Source organism: Streptomyces violaceoruber, from assembly GCF_033406955.1.
GTDB classification, from domain to species: Bacteria; Actinomycetota; Actinomycetes; order Streptomycetales; family Streptomycetaceae; genus Streptomyces; species Streptomyces violaceoruber.
In genome coordinates this window covers 5,310,073-5,328,539 of sequence record NZ_CP137734.1, presented here as the reverse complement: position 1 = coordinate 5,328,539, position 18,467 = coordinate 5,310,073, and the positions used below count along the sequence as shown (strand labels likewise).

At 72.9% G+C, this 18,467-nt stretch carries 18 protein-coding genes; 12 read left to right on the top strand and 6 right to left on the bottom strand.

Annotated features, from left to right (window positions below; translation table 11 throughout):
- Positions 1-2 precede the first annotated feature (2 nt).
- From R2E43_RS23815 to R2E43_RS23770, 10 genes are all read left to right on the top strand, one after another.
- The gene (locus R2E43_RS23815; RefSeq protein WP_016326330.1) at positions 3-434 is read left to right on the top strand and encodes a MerR family transcriptional regulator; all 432 of its coding nucleotides are present in this window, start codon (positions 3-5) and stop codon (positions 432-434) included.
- Positions 435-522: 88 nt separating this feature from the next.
- Entirely contained in the window at positions 523-1,113 is a 591-nt protein-coding gene (locus R2E43_RS23810) for a GNAT family N-acetyltransferase (protein ID WP_332056546.1), read from the top strand.
- A gap of 93 nt (positions 1,114-1,206) precedes the next feature.
- Positions 1,207-1,593: a DUF3592 domain-containing protein gene (locus R2E43_RS23805; RefSeq protein ID WP_332056545.1), complete on the top strand. Its 387-nt coding sequence runs from the start codon at positions 1,207-1,209 to the stop codon at positions 1,591-1,593.
- Between the two features lie 144 nt (positions 1,594-1,737).
- Positions 1,738-4,332, top strand: a complete 2,595-nt coding sequence (locus R2E43_RS23800) for a hypothetical protein (RefSeq protein ID WP_332056544.1) — start codon at positions 1,738-1,740, stop codon at positions 4,330-4,332.
- Between the two features lie 718 nt (positions 4,333-5,050).
- A complete protein-coding gene (locus R2E43_RS23795) occupies positions 5,051-6,706 on the top strand; it encodes an ATP-binding protein (protein WP_011028643.1) in 1,656 nt (551 codons plus the stop codon).
- Between the two features lie 2 nt (positions 6,707-6,708).
- Positions 6,709-7,131 (top strand): roadblock/LC7 domain-containing protein, encoded by a 423-nt coding sequence (locus R2E43_RS23790; protein WP_011028644.1) that lies wholly within the window; start codon positions 6,709-6,711, stop codon positions 7,129-7,131.
- Positions 7,128-7,481, top strand: a complete 354-nt coding sequence (locus R2E43_RS23785; RefSeq protein ID WP_003975928.1) for a DUF742 domain-containing protein — start codon at positions 7,128-7,130, stop codon at positions 7,479-7,481. Before R2E43_RS23790 ends, R2E43_RS23785 begins: the two co-directional genes overlap by 4 nt.
- A gap of 112 nt (positions 7,482-7,593) precedes the next feature.
- Complete coding sequence (locus R2E43_RS23780; RefSeq protein ID WP_003975927.1) at positions 7,594-8,142, top strand: GTP-binding protein; 549 nt, start codon at positions 7,594-7,596, stop codon at positions 8,140-8,142.
- A complete protein-coding gene (locus R2E43_RS23775; protein ID WP_003975926.1) occupies positions 8,139-9,371 on the top strand; it encodes a cytochrome P450 in 1,233 nt (410 codons plus the stop codon). Before R2E43_RS23780 ends, R2E43_RS23775 begins: the two co-directional genes overlap by 4 nt.
- A gap of 11 nt (positions 9,372-9,382) precedes the next feature.
- Positions 9,383-10,609, top strand: coding sequence for a cytochrome P450 family protein (locus tag R2E43_RS23770; protein WP_003975925.1), 1,227 nt, complete (start codon positions 9,383-9,385; stop codon positions 10,607-10,609).
- A 66-nt stretch (positions 10,610-10,675) separates the two neighbouring features.
- Here R2E43_RS23770 and R2E43_RS23765 read toward each other — a convergent pair whose 3' ends face one another.
- Entirely contained in the window at positions 10,676-11,149 is a 474-nt protein-coding gene (locus R2E43_RS23765) for a carboxymuconolactone decarboxylase family protein (RefSeq protein WP_003975924.1), read from the bottom strand.
- Positions 11,150-11,251: 102 nt separating this feature from the next.
- Positions 11,252-12,136, bottom strand: coding sequence for an alpha/beta fold hydrolase (locus R2E43_RS23760; protein ID WP_332056543.1), 885 nt, complete (start codon positions 12,134-12,136; stop codon positions 11,252-11,254).
- 160 nt (positions 12,137-12,296) lie between these two features.
- Here R2E43_RS23760 and R2E43_RS23755 point away from each other — a divergent pair, with 160 nt between their 5' ends.
- Positions 12,297-12,599, top strand: coding sequence for a hypothetical protein (locus R2E43_RS23755; protein WP_011028647.1), 303 nt, complete (start codon positions 12,297-12,299; stop codon positions 12,597-12,599).
- A gap of 15 nt (positions 12,600-12,614) precedes the next feature.
- Here R2E43_RS23755 and R2E43_RS23750 read toward each other — a convergent pair whose 3' ends face one another.
- The 3 genes from R2E43_RS23750 to R2E43_RS23740 form a co-directional block, all read right to left on the bottom strand.
- Positions 12,615-12,974 (bottom strand): VOC family protein, encoded by a 360-nt coding sequence (locus R2E43_RS23750; RefSeq protein WP_003975921.1) that lies wholly within the window; start codon positions 12,972-12,974, stop codon positions 12,615-12,617.
- A 45-nt stretch (positions 12,975-13,019) separates the two neighbouring features.
- Entirely contained in the window at positions 13,020-14,534 is a 1,515-nt protein-coding gene (locus tag R2E43_RS23745) for an MFS transporter (RefSeq protein WP_332056542.1), read from the bottom strand.
- Positions 14,535-14,617: 83 nt separating this feature from the next.
- Positions 14,618-16,027: a DUF445 domain-containing protein gene (locus R2E43_RS23740; RefSeq protein ID WP_003975919.1), complete on the bottom strand. Its 1,410-nt coding sequence runs from the start codon at positions 16,025-16,027 to the stop codon at positions 14,618-14,620.
- 198 nt (positions 16,028-16,225) lie between these two features.
- Here R2E43_RS23740 and R2E43_RS23735 point away from each other — a divergent pair, with 198 nt between their 5' ends.
- Complete coding sequence (locus tag R2E43_RS23735; RefSeq protein ID WP_011028649.1) at positions 16,226-17,590, top strand: SGNH/GDSL hydrolase family protein; 1,365 nt, start codon at positions 16,226-16,228, stop codon at positions 17,588-17,590.
- Positions 17,591-17,617: 27 nt separating this feature from the next.
- Here R2E43_RS23735 and R2E43_RS23730 read toward each other — a convergent pair whose 3' ends face one another.
- On the bottom strand, positions 17,618-18,451 hold the full coding sequence (locus tag R2E43_RS23730; RefSeq protein WP_332056541.1) for a DUF1707 SHOCT-like domain-containing protein: 834 nt from the start codon (positions 18,449-18,451) through the stop codon (positions 17,618-17,620).
- Positions 18,452-18,467: the final 16 nt, after the last annotated feature.

Sequence of the window (18,467 nt, the reverse complement as noted above, 5' to 3'; positions counted from 1 at the left end):
GCGTGGCCAGCACCGAAGTATCCGAAGTGTCCGGGCAGTCCCTGAGCATCGGCGAGGTGGCGGAGCGGACCGGACTGAGCGTGCACGCGCTGCGCTTCTACGAGCGCGAGGGTCTGCTCGTCGGGCCGGTCCGGCGCACGTCGGGCGGCAGACGGCGGTACAGCTCCTTCGACGTCGACTGGCTGCTGATCTGCGTCAAGCTCCGTGAATCGGGCATGCCGCTGGCCGACCTCAAGCAGTTCGCCGCACTGGTGCGCCAGGGACCGGGCAACGAGGCGGAACGCCTGCGGTTGCTCGACACCCATCAACGGCGCGTCGACGCACAGATCGAGGCGCTGGAGGAGTGCCGGACCGTCATCGCCTGGAAGGTCGGTGTCTACGCCGAGCACCTCGCGCGCGGCGAAGCCGGTGGGCTCTGGGATCCGACGGCCTGAGGTCGTGGCGCCCGGCCGGGCGTTCCGGTGACGCCCTCGCCGGATATTCGCTGTCGCGCCCGCCCCGTGGGGGCGCAGGATGACGGCCATGACTCTGGCCACCCCCACCCTGGACACCGATCGCCTGCGGCTGCGGCCCTTCACCGAGGACGACGCGGGCTTCCTCTACGCCATGCACAGCAGCAGGCACGTGATGCGCTACTGGGACTCCCCGCCGTGGACCGAGCGGGCCCGCGCCGGGCGCTTCGTCGAGATGTGCCGGAAGATGGCGGACGAAGGCACCGGCGTGCGGGTGGCCGTCGACCGCGCCTCCGACGGCGCCTTCGTCGGCTGGTGCTGCCTGGTCGAGTGGAACCCGGTCTACCGCAGCGCGTCGCTGGGCTACTGCCTCGACGAGGCGATGTGGGGCCACGGCTATGCGACGGAGGCCGCACACGCCCTGCTGCGGTGGGCCTTCGACACGCTGGACCTGAACCGGGTCCAGGCCAAGGCCGACACGCGCAACGCGGCCTCCGCCCGGGTGCTGGAGAAGGTCGGGTTCGTGCGCGAGGGGACGTTGCGGGAGGACTGCGTCGTCGACGGCGAGGTGTCCGACTCCTGGGTGTACGGGCTGATCAGGCGGGACTGGCGGCCGTCGGCCGCGCCGGTGCCGGTGCCGGCCCCGGCGCCGGTGCGTTGAGGGGGCCTCAGGTCCGTTCCGGAGACGGCGTCGTGCCTGCCCGCCGCCTCCCGGTATCTTTCGGTTCCGCGCCGACCTCCGGAAGGGCCGACAGTGAATTCGGATCGCCTGCTCCTCATACCGGCCTCGCTCGGTCTCGTCGCCTTCGTCTGGATACTCCGCAAGCGCCTGCTGGTTCGGGCGCGGGGCGTGGAGGTGGACGCGCGCTGCTACGACCGTGAATGGCGGGGGCAGGGCGGTGGTCCCACGTTCCTCCTCAGCTTCCGGACGGCTGACGGGATCAAGATAACCTGCTCCGCCACGGAGAGTGAGGTCCCGCCGGGTACTCGGACCGGTGGCACGGTGAAGGTCCGCTACGATCCGGCGGCGCCCGGTCGCGTGGAGACCGTCATCACTTCCCGCAGGCCGCTGTGGAAGCGGGGCGATCTGATCGGGCTGGTGGTGTTCGAGGCCGCTGTCCTGGCGTACATCCTGGGGTGACGGGGTGAAGCACGGAGAGTGACGCTCGCGTGATCTCGGCACGTTCCGCGCGCGTCCGTGCGGTGTTCGCCTGCCGCACCCCTGCTGTTCGCCGTCCCTGGCTACCTTCGCGTGGCCCGGTCCGGCAGCAGGAGAGGTATGTCCATGAGCGCCCCTGTCCACCGCACCTCCGAACGGGACTCCGCAACCGCATTGGCAGCCGCCCGGCAGCGTCGGGAGGAGGGGCGGACCGGGAGTTCGTCCAGGTCCGGGACCTCGGCGGAGCAGGCCTTCCTCGGACTCCAGTCCAGCGCCGGCAACCAGGCGGCGACCGCCACCGTGCAGCGCGCCAGGGGCAGGAGCCTGGAGCGGACCGCGGGTAGCGGCGCCGCCCGCCCCAGCTCCGCGCCCGGCACCCGGCGCGACCCCGCCGGTCCCGCCCGGCGCGGCTCGGAGTCCGGCACCCAGGGCATGGAGGTCGACCCCGCGCTTCGGGACCAGGCCACCGCCGCGCGTCGCACCGCCGAAGAAGCGGCGGCCACACGACGGCACGTGCGCGCGGGGGCCGAAGCGGCAGCAGGCGTGGCGCGGAATCGCAACACGGCACGGACGGCGGCAGGCGAGGCGGCAGCCGTGGCGCAGAACCGCAACACAGCACGGACGGCCGCAGGCGAAGCAGCAGCCGTAGCGCAGAACCGCAACACAGCACGGACGGCCGCAGGCGAAGCAGCAGCCGTAGCACGGAACCGCAACACGGCACGGACGGCCGCAGGCGAAGCAGCAGCCGTAGCGGCACGCCGCCTTGAGGAGGCAGAGGCAGCCGCGGCGGAAGCGGCGGAAATAGAGCGACGGCGTCGCGCTGGTGCGGAAGCGGCGGCGGCCAAGGCACGAGAGCGCATCGCGGCCGCCGAGGCAGCAGCCGAGGAAGAAGACCGGCTACGCCGCAGAGCAGAGGCAGAAGCGGTGGCACTGGCCGAAGAGGAACGACGCCGCCGCCGCGAAGAAGAAGCACACCCGGCCGTCGTGGAGGAAACCCGCGCCGCCGTCGAAGAAGTGACGCTCACGGCCGAAGAACGCGAGGCCCGAGACGCGCGCCTCGCCAGGCTCGCGGCCGGCTTCACCCCGTCGGGGCGCACGCGGCGCGGCTCGGACCTCGATGCTCGACCCGACACCGCCGGCCTCACCCGACGCGGCTCCGACTCCGGCATCCGGTACGCCGAGTTCGGCACCGGTACCTGGGAACGCACCGACACGACCAGGGACGACACGGGCACCACCACCGCCACCGAGGAGGTGGCGCCTCCCGCCGAGGAGACGGCGCCCCCCGCGGAGGAGGCACGCCGCTCCGAGGAACGCGCCGCCGCCGACACCAGGGCGGAGGTCAGGAGCGACCGTCTGAAGACGGTCGCCGAGAACGCGGACCAGGGGAAGCGGCTCCTCGACCCCACGGACGCCCTGGCCAAGGGCGTCCAGGCCCCCACCGCCGCGGGCCTCGGCCAGGAGGCCACCGAAATGGCCGCCAACGCCCCGAAGCCGGACCCGGGCGGCGGGTCGGGCGCCGAAGTCCTGAAGCACAACGCCTCCGCCACGGGGGTCTCCGGCGCATCGCTGAGCGCCGTCACGGAACTCCTCTCCTTCGGAGCCAGCGTCGCGGATTCGTTCAGGAACCTGAGGACGGCCCTGGTCAAGGGGAGTGGGGCCGGCTACCACAACGCTCATAAAAAGGGCAAGACCAAGGCGACCGACGCGGGCATGAGTGTCGCCAGTACGGGCGCCAACGCCGGCACCATCGCCAAGGAAGCGGTCAAGCTGCAGGGTGTGGCGAGCACCGCGGCCTCCGCCGAGGCGAGCGGTGTGCTCAGCGGCGTCGCCGGTGTGGCCAAGAGCGTCCGGGCCGCTTTCAAGTCCAAGGGTGCGATCGAGAAGATCCACGGTCTGAGGCAGCTCCAGAAGGCCAACGCCGCCCAGTCCCAGCGGCTGCTCCGGCTGGAGGCCGAGGCCAACACCGCCGAGCTCAACGCCCGTTTCGCCCGCGAAGCCGTGGAGCGGGCGAGGAACGACCGCGACGGCCGTACGGAGGACGAGTGGGCGGCAGGAATCAGGACCGCCGGGGCCGCGTACGAGCAGGCGGCGCTGATCGAGGCCCGGGCCAAGGCCGACTTCCTCGGTAACGCGCGGGACCTGGAGGACCTGACCTTCGCCACGAATCTCGCGAAGAGCAGGAAGGTCAGCCAGGCGGCCAAGGAAATGGGGGGCGGCGTCATGGGTGAGGGCCTCAAGGGAGCGGGCGGCATCGCCACCGTGGCCATCGTCGCCACCGGGGCTCTGGCGTCCAACCCCGCGGGCTGGATCACCGCCGCGGTAGGGGCGGGCCTCGTCCTCACCACCGCCGCCTACAAGGGAGGCAGTGCGGCCTACGGACGCTTCCAGGAGGCCCACCACCCCGAGCTCTACACGCCGGAGGGGGAGCCGATACCGACGGCCAAGGACACCGGGGATTCGCTGCTGCACGCCATGAAGTTCTGGAAGAAGATCACGAGGTACAAGCGCCAGCTGGCGGCACACAAGATCTACAACATGGTCTCGCGCGAGAACACCGATCCCGCCCTGCGCGCCTCCGCCCTGCACTTGCTGACCTTGATCAAGGCCGGTCACACGGACCACAAGATGGAACGGGAGGAGTGGGAGGCGAGCCTCAGGCAACCTGCGAAGAAGGCCGACTGGATCAAGGAGATCACGGACCAGCTCGCCTCCAGTTGATGAGGCGGCGGGGCGGGAGCAGAGGGAAGCAGGCGACGCGACACAGACCCCCTGCTTCCGCCCCACTCGGCCGTCCTGGGCCAGGCCGGCCAGGTCGGCCCGACGGCCCGGACGGCCAGACCCGGCCCGGACGGCCAGACCCGGCCCGGTCAACCGTCGGGCGGCGTGGTCGCGGCAGGCCTGGAAGCGGGGCTGCTCGGCGAGTGGCTGAAGCGCCTCTCCGACACCGACTGAGCCACTACCAGGACCCCGCCCGGCGGGCCAACTCCCTTTTCGGCCACAGTGGTTCGGCCGTCATCGGCGCATTTTTCGCGCCAAAGCCCCGACGCTTCCAGGCCGTGATCACGAGTCCGGCACCGTGCATCAGCGCAACGTGAGCACAAGCGGTATGGTCCCCTTCCGTATGCCGAACGCCGGTCGCGGATACGGGAGTTCGAGGCGCCTCGGGACACGCGGTCCTGTTCCGTCTCGAGTCCGCGTCATCGGCACCCCCTGCTCGTACCGGCCCTCGCGTGTTCCCGGGAGATCCATGTCGTGCGCCCTCGCCGTCGACCGCGTCGCTGCCGACTCCGCGGCACGGGACGACCGTGGGAGACACCGGTCCGCTCCGGCCTGTTGAGAGCCCGGTCGTCATCGGGCCGGCCGGCGCCCCGCCCTGCGCGCCGGCCCGCCTCGGCCACCTCGACCACACCGACGGCTTCCGATCCGTGAGGACTCGATGACTGAACTGATAGTGACCGCCACCGCCGTGCTGGCGGTGGCCGGAGCCGGGGCCGCGTGGTACTTCCGGCGCAAGGCCGGGCAGGCCCGGCGCCGCGGCGAGCAGCTGCGCGAGCACGCCGACCGGCTGACCCTGCAACTCGTCGCGGCGGAGCAGTGCGTGGGACACCTCGCGGCCACGGTGATCCCGGCGGCGGCGAAGGGCGGTCCCGGCGGCTCGGGCCCCGGGGGCGGTCTGCTCGTGCCGGCGCAGCTCGACGGGACCCCGCTCGCCGAGCGGCTGCGTGCCGTGCCCGGCGCGGTGGCCTCGGCGGTGGGCGACGTACGGGCCGAGGAGCGGGCTGCCGCCGAACAGGCCGCGGCGCACGCGGCCGAGCGGCTACGGCAGGACACCGAGCGGCAGATCGCCCAGGCCCGCCGCGAGTCCGTCGGCGTGGCCCGGGCCGCCGTGCGCGGCTTCGCCAACAACGTCGTGGCCCGCTCCGCGCGGCTCGGCCGGGCCGTCAGCCAGGGCGTACGGCGGCACATCTCGGACGAGGCGTACGAGACGCTCGTGGAGATCGACCACCTCACGCAGCAGATGCTGCTCACCGCGTCGGGGTACTCCGTGCTCGCCGGGGACAAGCTGTCCCGGCGCTGGCCCGCCACCACGCTGACCGACATCGTGCGGGCGGCCATGGGCCGGATCGAGGGGTACGAGCGGATCAAGCACCCCGAGATGGGGTCCGTGGTGGTCGAGGGCCGCGCCGTGGAGGCGGTCGTGCACGCGCTCGCCGTACTGCTGGACAACGCGCTGCGCTACTCGCCGCCCGCCGCCAGTGTCCACGTCTCGCTGGAACAGGGGCACCACGCGTGCTTCCTGATCGTGGACGACGCGGGACTGCGCATGGACGACGAGCGGCTGCTGTGGGCCAGCGACGTGATGTCCGGCGAACAGCGCGACGACATCACGCGCCTGGGCGCCCACCCCCAGACCGGGCTGCGCGTCGCCTCCCTGCTGGCGGAGAACTACGGCTTCCGCGTCGAGCTGACCGCGCCCAACATCTACCAGGGGACCCGGGCCATGGTCGTCCTGCCGAAGAACCTGATCGTCGACCCCGCGGCAGCCCAGCCGGCACCCAGGCCCGCCGCCCAGGCGGCCCGACCGGTCCCTGCCGGTTCGGCGACTCCGGCGGCCCCGGCAGCTCCGGCGACTCCGGTGGCTCCGGCGGTGGCCGCGTCTTCCGTCGCGCCCCCGCTCGCGCCCGCGCCCGAGGCCGGCGTCCCGGCGTCTGCGGCGGTCGCCGGGCCCGCCGTACCGGCCGCGCCGGGCGAGCCCGTCGCCGAGCCCGCCGCTGCGCCTGCGACGTCCCCCGCCGGAGCCCCGGCCGCAGCGTCCGTACCCGACCCGGCCACCCCCACCTCCGCCGCCACGACCGCCACCACCGCCAGCGGCCTGACCGTCCGCCGGCGCTCCGCCGCGCCCGCCCCCGCACGGCGCCCGGCCGCCCCCGACGACACCGAGCCCGGCCGCCCCGCCGTCGCCGCCGCCTGGGCGGCCGGGACCCGCCGCGGCCGGGACGGGGAGCAGCCCTCGCCGGCCCCCGCCGGCACCGCGACCCACACCGCCGCCCGCACCACCCCCCACGACGCCGCTGACGACGAAGGACACTGATCGTGCAAGACACACACACCAACAGCCTGGGCTGGCTGCTGGACCAGGAACTCGGCAGCGTCGAGGGCGTCCGGTACGCCGTGCTGATGAGCAGCGACGGACTGCTGAAGGCCCGTACCCAGACGATCGGCCAGGACGACGGGGAGAAGTTCGCCGCGCTGACGGCGGCCCTGCGTGCGGCGGGCAAGGCCTGGGACGAGTTCACCGGCGGCGCGGGGATGCGGCAGCTGCTGATCGAGTCGGTCGGCTGCATCGGCCTGACGACGACCGCCGCGAAGAACACCATGCTCTCGGTGTGCACGACCGGCCCCGACGCCGACGTCGGGCTGATCTCGCACCACATGGTGCGGCTCGCCACCCGGGTGGGACACGAGCTGGCCACGGAGGAGCGCGTGCCGGTCGCGGACGGCGGCCGACCGGTATGAGCGGGCCGCGGCGCGATCCCGACATGGTCCGGCCCTACGTCCGCACCCAGGGCCGGATCCGCGCGCGCGAGGACGTGCGCCTGGAGAGCGTGGTCATCGCCGCGACCGGTCCCACGGACACCCTCGGCCCGGACGCCCGCCGGGTGATGCGGCTGTTCGCCGGCGCGGACGGCGGCCTGGCCGTCGCCGACATCGCCGCCGCGCTGGAGCTGCCGCCCTCCACGGTGCGCATCCTCGTCTCCTCGCTGATGGACTCCGGCCACCTCGCCAGCCCGGTCGCCGCGATCGACGACCAGCCCGACTTCGACCTGCTGCAGGAGGTACTCCGTGGACTTCGCTCCCTGGTCTGACGGGGCCGACCGGACCGACCGGACCGACGCGTCCGCCGGGGCCGGAGATGCCGACCGGGCCGACCCGCCCGTCACCTACGTCCCGGCCACGGTGACCCGGTCCGCCAAGATCGTGGTCGCGGGCGGCTTCGGCGTCGGCAAGACCACGCTGATCGGCAGCGTCTCGGAGGTGCGGCCGCTGCGCATGGAGGAGCCGATCACGCAGGCCAGCGCCGGTGTGGACGATCTGCGCGGCACCCCGCACAAGACGACGACCACCGTGGCGATGGACTTCGGCCGCATCCACATGGCCGGCGGCCGGCTCGCGCTGTACCTGTTCGGGCTGCCGGGGCAGTCCCGCTTCCAGCCGCTGTGGGAGGACCTGGCCGAGGGCGCCCTCGGCTGCCTCGTCCTGGCCGACACCCGCGACCTGGACGCCTCCCACGACGCCCTCGGTCTGCTGGACGGCGCGGGCATCCCGTACGCCGTCGCCATCAACACCTTCCCCGGGTCCCCGAGTTACCCCGAGGCCGAGCTGCGCGAGGCACTGGCCCTGGAACCGGCCACGCCGCTGACGTACTGCGACGCCCGTGACCGCACCTCCTCCCTGCACGCCCTGATCACGCTCACGGAGTACCTCTCCGAGCACCGTTCAGCCGCCCTCCTGGAGTCCCGCCGATGACGTTGCCCTCCACCGAGACCGCGCCGACGGGTGAACCGGGCCGGATCGCCCTGTACGCGCCGGAGTTCGCCGCCGACCCGCACGCCGCCTACCGGAGCATGCGCCGCACCCACGGTCCGCTCGTCCCCGTGGACCTGGCGCCGGGGGTCCCGGCGACCCTGGTGATCGGCTACTACCAGGCCCGCCGCATCCTGAACGACCCGCTGCGCTTCCCGGCCGACCCGCGGGCCTGGGAGAAGCTGATCCCGGCGACCTGCCCGGTGCGGCCGATGATGGAGTGGCGGCCCAACGCGCTGCGCTCGGGCGGCGCCGAGCACACCCGCTACCGGTCCGCGAACACGCACGCCATCGACCAGGTGGACCAGCACGGGCTGCGCGCCCTCGTCGAGCAGGTCGCCTCCGACGCCATCGAGGGTTTCCGCACCGCCGGCTCGGCGGACCTGCTCACCCAGTACTCCTTCCCCATCGCCTTCCGCGTGCTGAGCGCGCTGCTCGGCTGCCCGGACGAGATCGGGCAGCGCATCGCCGACGGCATGGCGAAGATCTTCGACACCACCAACGCCGACCAGGGCAACCTGATCCTCGCGCAGGCCGTGTCCGACCTGGTGACCCTGCGCCGGACCCACCCCGGCGACGACATCACGTCCCGGCTGGCCCTGCACCCCGTCCGGCTGACCGACGAGGAGATGAGCCACCAGCTCGTCACGCTCTACGGCGCCGGGATCGAACCCATGACCAACCTGATCAGCAACACGATCCTGAAGATCCTCACCGACGAGGAGTTCTCCGCGGACCTGCACGCCGGGCTCTCCACGGTGCGCGACGCGCTCGACGCCGTCCTCTACACCGACCCGCCGATGGCGAACTACTGCATCTCCTATCCCCCGTACCCCGTCGACGTGGAGGGCGTGCTGCTGCCGGCCGACCAGCCGGTGGTGATCTCGATGGCGGCCGCGAACAACGACCCGGCCCTCACCGAGGGCGTGCCCGCCGGACAGCACGGCGGCAACCGCGCCCACCTGGCCTGGAGCACCGGTCCGCACACCTGCCCCGCCCGCTCGCACGCCTACCTCATCGCCGAGACCGCGGTCACCCACCTCCTGGACGCGCTCCCCGAGACGGACCTCGCCCGGCCCGCAGCCGAACTGGTGTGGCGCCCCGGCCCGTTCCACCGCGCCCTCGAATCCCTGCCCGTCACCTTCCCCGCCGCGCAATCCGCCGCACACTAAGGAGCCAGGCCATGGCGACCCAGCAGCCCGCCCTCGTCCTCGACCCCACCGGCGCCGACCACCACACCGAGCACCGCACCCTGCGGGAGGGCGGCCCGGCCACCTGGGTGGACGTCCTCGGGGTGCAGGCCTGGTCGGTCAGCGACCCCGTCCTCCTCAAGCAGCTGCTCACCAGCTCCGACGTCTCCAAGGACGCCCGGGCGCACTGGCCCGCCTTCGGGGAGGTCGTCGGCACCTGGCCGCTGGCCCTGTGGGTGGCGGTGGAGAACATGTTCACCGCGTACGGGCCCAATCACCGCAAGCTGCGCCGGCTGGTGGCGCCCGCCTTCAGCGCCCGTCGCGTCGACGCGATGCGGCCGGCCGTCGAGGCGATGGTGACCGGTCTCGTCGACCGGCTCGCCGAGCTTCCCGCCGGTGAGCCGGTGGACCTGCGGCAGGAGCTGGCCTACCCGCTGCCCATCGCGGTGATCGGTCACCTCATGGGCGTGCCTCAGGACCGGCGCGACGGCTTCCGCGCCCTCGTGGACGGCGTCTTCGACACCACCCTGGACCAGGCCGAGGCCCAGGCCAACACCGCGCGCCTGTACGAGGTCCTCGACCAGCTCATCGCGGCCAAGCGCGCCACCCCGGGCGACGACATGACCTCGCTGCTCATAGCCGCGCGGGACGACGAGGGGGACGGCGACCGGCTCTCCCCCGAGGAGCTGCGCGACACCCTGCTGCTGATGATCAGCGCCGGGTACGAGACCACCGTCAACGTCATCGACCAGGCCGTGCACACCCTGCTGACCCGCCCCGACCAGCTCGCCCTGGTCCGCAAGGGCGAGGTCACCTGGGCGGACGTGGTGGAGGAGACGCTGCGCCACGAACCGGCGGTCAAGCACCTGCCGCTGCGGTACGCGGTCACCGACATCGCCCTGCCGGACGGGCGGACCATCGCCCGCGGGGAGCCGATCCTCGCCTCGTACGCCGCCGCCAACCGCCATCCGGACTGGCACGAGGACGCCGACACCTTCGACGCGACCCGCACCGTCAAGGAGCACCTGGCCTTCGGCCACGGCGTCCACTTCTGCCTGGGCGCGCCGCTGGCCCGCATGGAGGTCACCCTCGCGCTGGAGAGTCTCTTCGGCCGCTTCCCGGACCTCCGCCTCGCCGATCCGGCCGAGGAGCTGCCGCCCGTGCCCTCCCTGATCAGCAACGGCCACCAGCGGCTCCCGGTCCTGCTGCACGCCGGCTGAGCGGCGGGCGACGGGACCGGGCGGCCGGGGCCGGGTGGCCGGGACTGCGGCCGAGGGGTGCCGGCTTCAGCCGAACATCCCCGGCTCGTAGTCGCCGGCCGGCTGCTGGGTGATGACGTTCAGGCGGTTGTAGGTGTTGATGACGGCGATCAGCCCGACCAGGGCGGTGAGCTGCTCCTCGTCGTAGTGCTCGGCCGCGTTCGCCCATGCCTCGTCGCTGACGCCGCCGGAGGCGTCGGCGATGCGGGTGCCCTGCTCGGTCAGTTCGAGGGCGGCGCGCTCCGCGTCGGTGAACACCTTGGCCTCCCGCCAGGCGGCGATCAGGTTGAGGCGCAGCGAGGTCTCCCCCGCCTTCGCGGCGTCCTTGGTGTGCATGTCGAGGCAGAAGCCGCAGCCGTTGATCTGGCTGGCGCGGATCTTGACCAGCTCCTGGGTCGCGGCCGGCAGCGCCGAGTCGCCCACGGCCTTGCCCGCGGAGTTGATGTGCCGCAGCAGCTTGCCGGCGAGCGGGTTGGCGAACAGGTTGAGACGCGCTTCCATGGTGGATTCCTCCGTCGTTGCCGTGTGGGTCGTACACAGCTACGACGGACGCCGGCGGCGCGATGTGACAGGCCGCGCCACGGCCCACTTGTGACCTGCGTCTCACCCGTTCGGGGTGGTGCGTTCCAGCAGCCGGCCCAGCGCCCGCGTCACGTCGGCCGGACGTTCGTCCATCACCCAGTGGCCGGCGTCGTCCAGCATCGTCAGCTCGGCGCGGGGCACCGACCCGGCCAGCCCGGTCGCGATCGCCGGGCTGAGGAACGGGTCCGCGCGGCCCCAGACGACTGCCGTCGGGCAGGTGATGCCGGACAGCCGCCGGCGCAGCTCGGGGCGGGCCGGGGTGCGGTAGTCGCCGAAGTAGTGGAGCAGCCAGCGGCGGCCCTCGGGCGCGGCCATCCAGTCGAGGTAGCCGTCCACCACGCGGGCGTCGAGGTGGCCGGCGCGCACGAGCGGCGCGAAGGAACGGCGGTGCAGGGCGGCGTACGGCAGGTGCCGTGCCGGGCCGCTGAGCAGGGGGTTGCGTCCGAGGAGGCCGAGCAGGCCGAACACGGCGTACCAGCGGCGGGTGAAGGTGCCGTGCGCGCGCGTGTTGAGGAGCGCCAGCCTGCGCACCCGGCCCGGGTGGTTCTGGGTGAAGCCGAGCGAGAGGAAGCCGCCGTAGTCGTGGCCGACCAGGTTCACCGAGTCCAGGTCCAGTGCGTCGAGGAGCCGGCCGACCCGGGCGACCTCCGTGTCGTAGTCGAAGGGCAGGTGCAGGGGGCGGTCGGAGGCGCCCCAGCCGAGGAGGTCCGGCGTGATGACCCGGTGCCGGGCCGACAGCCGCGGGACCTGGTGGCGCCAGCACCGGTGGTCGGCGGGGTAGCCGTGCAGGAGGACCACGGGTTCGGCGTCGGGTGGTCCCGCCTCCCAGCAGGCGACGCGGGCGCCGTCCACCGTGACCGTCCGGGGACGGGGCGGGTCGTAGGTGCGGGGGCGCTGCGTGGTCATCGGTCTCCTCCGGGTGCTCGTCTCCCCCCAACGGGGCGGATACCCGGAAGTGTCGCGATCAGGGCTCGGTGTTCGGCCGAAAGGGGCGGGGATTAGCCTCGGTCCCGACAAGTCGGTACGGCCGGAGCAGGTCCGGCCGCGGTCGGAGCAGGAGGCAGACATGGCGAGGGTTCCCAGCGCGGTGGTCGCCGCGGGTGGCCTGGTGGGCGGGTACGGCGTGGCCCGCTGGACGAAGAAGCGGCAGCTCGGCGGGGCCGTGCTCGCCGTCGCCGGGGCCGCCGCCGCCCAGCAGTGGCGGGCCCGGGCCGGCGGGAAGGCCGCGGGTGCGCTGACGGCGGCCTACGTCGCCGGTTTCGCGGGGTCGCACCCGCTGGCCAAGAAGGTGGGCGCCTGGCCCGCCGTGCTCGGTGCCGCGGGCGCCGTGGCGCTGGCCTCGTGGGCGGTCGCCGACCGGCGCGCCTGAGGACGGTGGCGCCGGTCAGGCGTGGTGGGTGAGAACGTTGATCACCCGGCCGTTCGGGTCCCGGACGAAGAAGCGCCGTACGCCCCACTCCTCGTCCTGCGGCTCCCGGACGATCTCCGCGCCCGACGCGACCACCTGGGCGTAGACCGCGTCGACGTCCTCGACCTCCACGCTCAGGTCGGGGACGACGGGCGCCGTGCGCTCCTCGGTGAAGAGGCTGATCTGGGCGGTGGGGTTGGACGGGGAGGCCAGGGTGGTCACCCAGCCCATGTCCATGACCTCCTCGAATCCGAGCAGGCCGTAGAACTCGCGGCTCGTGTTCCACTGGCCCTCGGCCTCGACATGGATGTTGGGGACGATTCTGCGGATGCTCATCGGGTCTCCTCGACGTCGGTGCCCATCGGGCCGGCGTGCGTGACGCTACGCGGTCTTCGCGCCGGGGCCCGCCGTTCCCGGCGCGTCCGGTGCCGCCGTCGACAGCGGCTCCGCGATGTCCTCCAGCGAGCGGCGCTCCGCCTTCACCGCCAGGAACGCCGCGACCAGGCCGGCCGCGCACATCAGCCCGGCGCCGATCTGGAAGGCCAGGACCGTGTCGCCGACCACGCCGGACTCCGTCAGGTCGGCGAAGAGCAGCGGGCCGCTGATGCCGCCGGCGGCGGTGCCGAGGGCGTAGAAGAAGGCGATGGCCATGGCGCGGGTCTCCATGGGGAAGATCTCGGAGACCGTCAGGTACGCGCTGGAGGCGCCGGCCGAGGCGAAGAACAGCACCACGCACCAGCAGGCCGTCATGGTCGTCGCCGTGAGCGAGCCCCGGTCGAAGAGCCAGGCCGTGCCGAAGAGCAGGACGCCGGAGAGCAGATAGGTGCTGGAGATCATGATCCGGCGGCCGACGGTGTCGAAGAGGTGGCCGAGGAGCAGCGGGCCGCAGAAGTTGCCCGCGGCGATGACGGCGAAGTAGTAGCCGGTGCTGCCGGTCGGCACGTCGAAGAAGGTGATGAGGATGGTGCCGAAGCCGAAGGTGATCGCGTTGTACAGGAAGGCCTGGCCGATGAAGAGGGACAGGCCGAGCACCGCGCGGCGCGGGTAGCGGCGGAAGACGGTCTTGGCGATCAGGCCGAAGCCGATGGACTTGCGCTGGTGGATGGTGATCTCGCCGGCCGGCGGCGGCAGCTTCGCGCCCTTCTCCCGCTCGATCTCCCGTTCGACGGAGGAGACGAGGGTGTCCGCCTTCTCGCCCTGGCCGTGGATGAACTGCCAGCGTGGGCTCTCCGGCACGTGCCGCCGCACCAGCAGCACCACCAGGCCCAGGACCACACCGAGGGCGAAGCTGAGCCGCCAGCCGACGTCCTTGGCGAAGATGTCGGTGTCCAGCATGACGATGGACAGCAGGGCGCCGCCGATCGCGCCGAGCCAGTAGCTGCCGTTGATGATGAGGTCGACCCGGCCCCGGTAGTGGGACGGGATCAGCTCGTCGATCGCGGAGTTGATCGCCGCGTACTCGCCGCCGATGCCGAAGCCGGTGAGGAAGCGGAAGAGGAAGAACCACCAGGACTCGAAGGAGACCGCGGTCAGCGCGGTGGCCGCCAGATAGACCACCAGCGTCAGCATGAACAGCTTCTTGCGGCCGTGCCGGTCGGTCAGCCAGCCGAAGAACAGGGCCCCGGAGCAGGCCCCGGCCACGTACAGGGCGGCGGCCAGGCCGGTGATCTGGGCGGAGCTGATGTCCAGGCCGCTGCCGTCCTCGGCGATGCGTCCGGCGACGTTGCCGACGATCGTGACTTCCAGGCCGTCCAGGATCCAGACGGTGCCCAGGCCGATCACGATCATCCAGTGCCAGCGCGACCAGGGCAGCCGGTCCAGGCGGGCCGGGACGGCCGTGGTGACCGTCCCGGTGGAGGCGGGCACCGAGCCCGACGACGACGCTTCTGCTGTCATGGCACCCCTCCGGCTGCTCTCCGTCGAGCGAACGCCTCACGTGTGCCCGACGCCGGAGAGAACACGCCCGCCGCGCCGGGAGGCTACGCCCCCAGGATGCGGGAGACCGCGTAGATCAGCAGCCCGGCCAGTGAGCCGACCACCGTGCCGTTGATGCGGATGAACTGGAGGTCGCGGCCGATGTTCGCCTCGATCTTCTTCGTGGTGTGCTCGGCGTCCCAGCCCGCCACGGTGTCGGTGATCAGCGAGGTGATCTCCTTGCGGTAGGTGGTCACCACGTACACCGCGGCGCCCTCCACCCAGCCGTCGACCTTGGCCTGCACCTTGGCGTCGGAGGCCATCCGGGCCCCCAGGGAGAGCAGCGAGGCGCGCACCCGGAGCCGCAGTTCGCTGCGCTCGTCCTCCGCCGCCGAGACGATCATGGATCGTACGGCCGTCCAGGCGGACGCGATCAGATCCTGGACCTCCCCGCGGCCCAGCACCTCGGTCTTCAGCCGCTCCACCCGCGCCCGGGTCTCCGTGTCGGACTGGAGGTCGGCGGCGAAGTCGGTGAGGAAGCGGTCCAGGGCGCCGCGCGCCGGGTGGGCGGGCATGTCGCGCATCTCGGTGACGAAGCGCAGCAGCTCCTTGTAGACCCGGTCGCCGATCTTCCGGTCGACGAACCGGGGGGTCCAGCCGGGTGCCCCGCCCTGTACGGCGTCCATCACGGAGTCGCCGTGCAGGATCAGCCAGTCGTGGGCGCGGGAGACGATCAGGTCGACGGCGCGCTTGTGCCCGCCGTCGGAGACGACCCGGTCCAGCATCTTGCCGATGCCGGGGGCGATCTCCTGGGCGTCGGCACGGCGCGTGATCGCCTCGCCGACCACGGCCTGGACGTCGGAGTCGCGCAGCACGGTCAGGGCCCCGCGCAGGGCGGCGGACAGCTCGGCCGTCACCCGGTCGGCGTGTTCGGGCACGGCGAGCCAGGCGCCGAGGCGGCTGCCGATGCCGACGGCACGCAGCCGCTGGCGCACGACGGCCTCGGAGAGGAAGTTCTCCCCGACGAACTCGCCCAGCGAGACGCCCAGCTGGTCCTTCTTCTTCGGGATGATCGCGGTGTGCGGGATGGGGATGCCGAGCGGGTGGCGGAAGAGGGCGGTGACCGCGAACCAGTCGGCGAGCGCGCCGACCATGCCGGCCTCGGCGGCGGCCGACACATAGCCCGCCCAGGCGCCCGCTCCCCGGTGGGAGGCCCACTCGGCCAGGACGTAGACCAGGGCGACGAAGAGCAGCAGCCCGGTGGCGGTGAGCTTCATCCGCCGCACACCGCGGCGCTTGACCTCGTCGGCGGGGCTGAAGGACGTCATCGCGCGGTCGCGGACCGCACCCGCGCTCCCGGCCGCGCCCGCGGTGTCCGCCCCCGCGGCCTCCCCGGCACCCCCGGCACTCCTGGCACCCCCGGAACCACCCGTACCCCCCGCGCCTTCGGGAAGTTCCGCCTTCGTGCGTTCCATCCGCTCCACCGTTCGCTGATACGTCCCTCACACATTGTCCCTTCCTGACCGACTCCCGGAACGGAACACAAGTTCCCGGCGTCTGTCCGGGAGGGGGAACGCCCGCGGCTTCTGCGGCCTTTCCTCCGCCCATGACGCATCATGGGTTCATCGGACCGGAGCCTCGGGGCTCCCCTCGCCCGAGGAGAACAGCACAGCATGACCCGGGGTCGTGACGGGGGTGCGGGGGCGCCCCCCACCAAGCACCGTGCCCTGCTCGCGGCGATCGTCACCCTGATAGTGGCGATCTCCGCGGCCATATACGCCGGAGCGTCCGCGGACGACGGCAGCAGGGACCACGCGTTGCAGGCCGGAGGCCGTCTCCCACGAGGAGACGCCGCCCCCGCGTCCACCGGTGCCTGGGTGGGCGCCTGGGCCACCGCACCGGCCGCGGCCGAGCCGGGCACCGAGACGACCGGCCTGGCGGGCCGCTCCGTGCGCAACGTCGTGCACACCTCGGTCGGCGGCACCGGCGCGCGGATCACCCTCTCGAACCTGTACGGGCAATCGCCGCTGACCGTCACACACGCCTCGATCGCCCTGGCCGCCGGGCCCGACACCGCCGCCGCGATCGCCGACACCATGCGCCGGCTCACCTTCGGCGGCAGCGCCCGGGTGATCATCCCGGCGGGCGGCCAGGTGATGAGCGACACCGCCCGCCTCGCCATCCCCTACGGGGCGAACGTCCTGGTCACCACGTACTCCCCCATCCCGTCCGGGCCGGTGACCTACCATCCGCAGGCCCGGCAGACCAGCTACCTGGCCGACGGCGACCGCACGGCGGACGTCACCGCCGTCGCGTACACCACCCCCACGCCCTACTGGCGCTACCTGACCGCCCTCGACGTGCTGAGCCACGAGGCCGACGGCACGGTCGTGGCGTTCGGCGACTCCATCACCGACGGCGCCCGCTCGCAGAGCGACGCCAACCACCGCTGGACCGACGTCCTCGCCGCACGCCTGCACGAGGCGGCGGGCGACGGCCGGGACACGCCCCGCTACAGCGTCGTCAACGAGGGCATCAGCGGCAACCGGCTCCTGACCAGCAGGCCGGGGCGGCCGGCCGACAACCCGAGCGGACTGAGCCGGTTCCAGCGGGACGTGCTGGAACGCACCAACGTCAAGGCCGTCGTCGTCGTCCTCGGCGTCAACGACGTCCTGAACAGCCCGGAACTCGCCGACCGCGACGCCATCCTCACCGGCCTGCGCACCCTCGTCGACCGGGCGCACGCCCGGGGACTGCGGGTCGTCGGCGCCACGATCACGCCGTTCGGCGGCTACGGCGGCTACACCGAGGCCCGCGAGACGATGCGGCAGGAGGTCAACGAGGAGATCCGCTCCGGCCGGGTCTTCGACACGGTCGTCGACTTCGACAAGGCCCTGCGCGACCCGTACGACCCGCGCCGGATGCGCTCCGACTACGACAGCGGCGACCACCTGCACCCCGGCGACAAGGGGTACGCGCGCATGGGCGCGGTCATCGACCTGGCCGCGCTGAAAGGCGCGGCGCCGGTCAAGGCGTAGCGCACCGGCCGGAGCGGAGGGCGGCGCTCAGGTGTCCCGGCGCCGCTCGCGCTCCCGTTCCAGCTCGCGCTCGCGGCCGCCGTGCAGGTCGTGCAGCCCATCCAGGCCGTGGCGGCCGTGGCCGTCGGAGCGGGAGGCGTCCAGCTCCCGCCGGCCCGAACCGCGCTCCAGCCGCTCCCGCTCCCGTTCCTGGCGGCGCTCCAGCTTCTCCTGGCGGCGCTCCTCCTTCAGCCGCTGCCGCTCGGCCCGCGTCACCTTGCGCTCGACGCCGACGCCGCCCCAGAAGGCGAAGCCCGTCACGATCACGCGCGGGGCGCCCGGGTCCCCGAGCACGCCCTCCTCGCTGTGGTCGAAGCCGCCCATGAAGCCGATGCCGCGCACGACCACCTCGACGCCCGGCGGCACCACCACGTTCATCCCGCCCATGATCGCGACGCAGTTGATCACGACCTCGCCCGCCGCGAAGTCCGCGTCGCGCAGGTCGATCTCCCCGCCGCCCCAGAACGCGAAGCAGTTGAACCGCCTCGGCACCGTCCAGCGCCCCTTGCGCTGGAAGCCGGACATCACGGCGACCGCCCAGGTCGACGAGCCCTCGCCGCCGGTGATCCGCCCCGCCCAGCCCCCGTCCCGCTCGGGCTCCTTGGTCATCGACACCCGGGGCGCCGCACCCGCCCCGCCGACCGGCAGGTCCCGGGTGATCGGCGCCAGGTCCCCGTACGTCCGCGCGCTGTAGGTGGCGTCCAGCCGCTCCTCGAACTCGGCCATGTCCAGGCGGCCCTCGGCGAGGGCGTCGCGCAGCACCTCGGCGACTCGTTCACGGTCGGCGTCGGATGCGCGGAGTTCCGGGGCGTCGTCGGTCATGCACAGCAGCCTACGA

What these genes read in the sequence shown, in the direction of transcription:
- R2E43_RS23735 (WP_011028649.1), top strand. Translation starts at nt 16,226, where the DNA reads ATGACCCGGGGTCGTGACGGGGGTGCGGGGGCGCCCCCCACCAAGCAC.
- R2E43_RS23760 (WP_332056543.1), bottom strand. Translation starts at nt 12,136, where the DNA reads ATGACCACGCAGCGCCCCCGCACCTACGACCCGCCCCGTCCCCGGACG.
- R2E43_RS23745 (WP_332056542.1), bottom strand. Translation starts at nt 14,534, where the DNA reads ATGACAGCAGAAGCGTCGTCGTCGGGCTCGGTGCCCGCCTCCACCGGG.
- R2E43_RS23785 (WP_003975928.1), top strand. Translation starts at nt 7,128, where the DNA reads ATGAGCGGGCCGCGGCGCGATCCCGACATGGTCCGGCCCTACGTCCGC.
- R2E43_RS23810 (WP_332056546.1), top strand. Translation starts at nt 523, where the DNA reads ATGACTCTGGCCACCCCCACCCTGGACACCGATCGCCTGCGGCTGCGG.
- R2E43_RS23765 (WP_003975924.1), bottom strand. Translation starts at nt 11,149, where the DNA reads ATGGAAGCGCGTCTCAACCTGTTCGCCAACCCGCTCGCCGGCAAGCTG.
- R2E43_RS23775 (WP_003975926.1), top strand. Translation starts at nt 8,139, where the DNA reads ATGACGTTGCCCTCCACCGAGACCGCGCCGACGGGTGAACCGGGCCGG.
- R2E43_RS23770 (WP_003975925.1), top strand. Translation starts at nt 9,383, where the DNA reads ATGGCGACCCAGCAGCCCGCCCTCGTCCTCGACCCCACCGGCGCCGAC.
- R2E43_RS23740 (WP_003975919.1), bottom strand. Translation starts at nt 16,027, where the DNA reads ATGGAACGCACGAAGGCGGAACTTCCCGAAGGCGCGGGGGGTACGGGT.
- R2E43_RS23730 (WP_332056541.1), bottom strand. Translation starts at nt 18,451, where the DNA reads ATGACCGACGACGCCCCGGAACTCCGCGCATCCGACGCCGACCGTGAA.
- R2E43_RS23755 (WP_011028647.1), top strand. Translation starts at nt 12,297, where the DNA reads ATGGCGAGGGTTCCCAGCGCGGTGGTCGCCGCGGGTGGCCTGGTGGGC.
- R2E43_RS23800 (WP_332056544.1), top strand. Translation starts at nt 1,738, where the DNA reads ATGAGCGCCCCTGTCCACCGCACCTCCGAACGGGACTCCGCAACCGCA.
- R2E43_RS23750 (WP_003975921.1), bottom strand. Translation starts at nt 12,974, where the DNA reads ATGAGCATCCGCAGAATCGTCCCCAACATCCATGTCGAGGCCGAGGGC.
- R2E43_RS23795 (WP_011028643.1), top strand. Translation starts at nt 5,051, where the DNA reads ATGACTGAACTGATAGTGACCGCCACCGCCGTGCTGGCGGTGGCCGGA.